The following is a 244-nucleotide window of genomic DNA, read 5'->3' as shown; positions in this document are numbered from 1 at the left end:
GATGTCAGAAATGCAGTAATTGGCAAGAAACTTTTCTGTAAAGCAGATAAAGTAAGCTTCTGAAATATGATCGAATTTATAATTGCGATAATGCCCAGGACCCGTTACAAATATACTGGACGATTCCAGTCGTATCTCTTCGTTATTAAAAAGATGCACAGCACTTCCGTCATTAATTATAAATATCGTAAAGAAATTTGCTCTGTACGTATTACTAGCTTTAATTAATTTATTTTTATCCAGA

Annotated in this window: 1 protein-coding gene; it reads right to left on the bottom strand. The window is 32.4% G+C overall.

Going from position 1 to position 244, the window contains the following annotated elements:
• A partial coding sequence (locus tag ACWA1B_RS23385; RefSeq protein ID WP_456911077.1) for a cupin domain-containing protein occupies positions 1-244 on the bottom strand: 244 nt, incomplete at both ends.

This window comes from Flavobacterium xizangense, assembly GCF_054075145.1.
The sequence above is the reverse complement of the archived record's forward strand: the minus strand, read 5'-3'. Positions and strand labels throughout refer to the sequence as shown.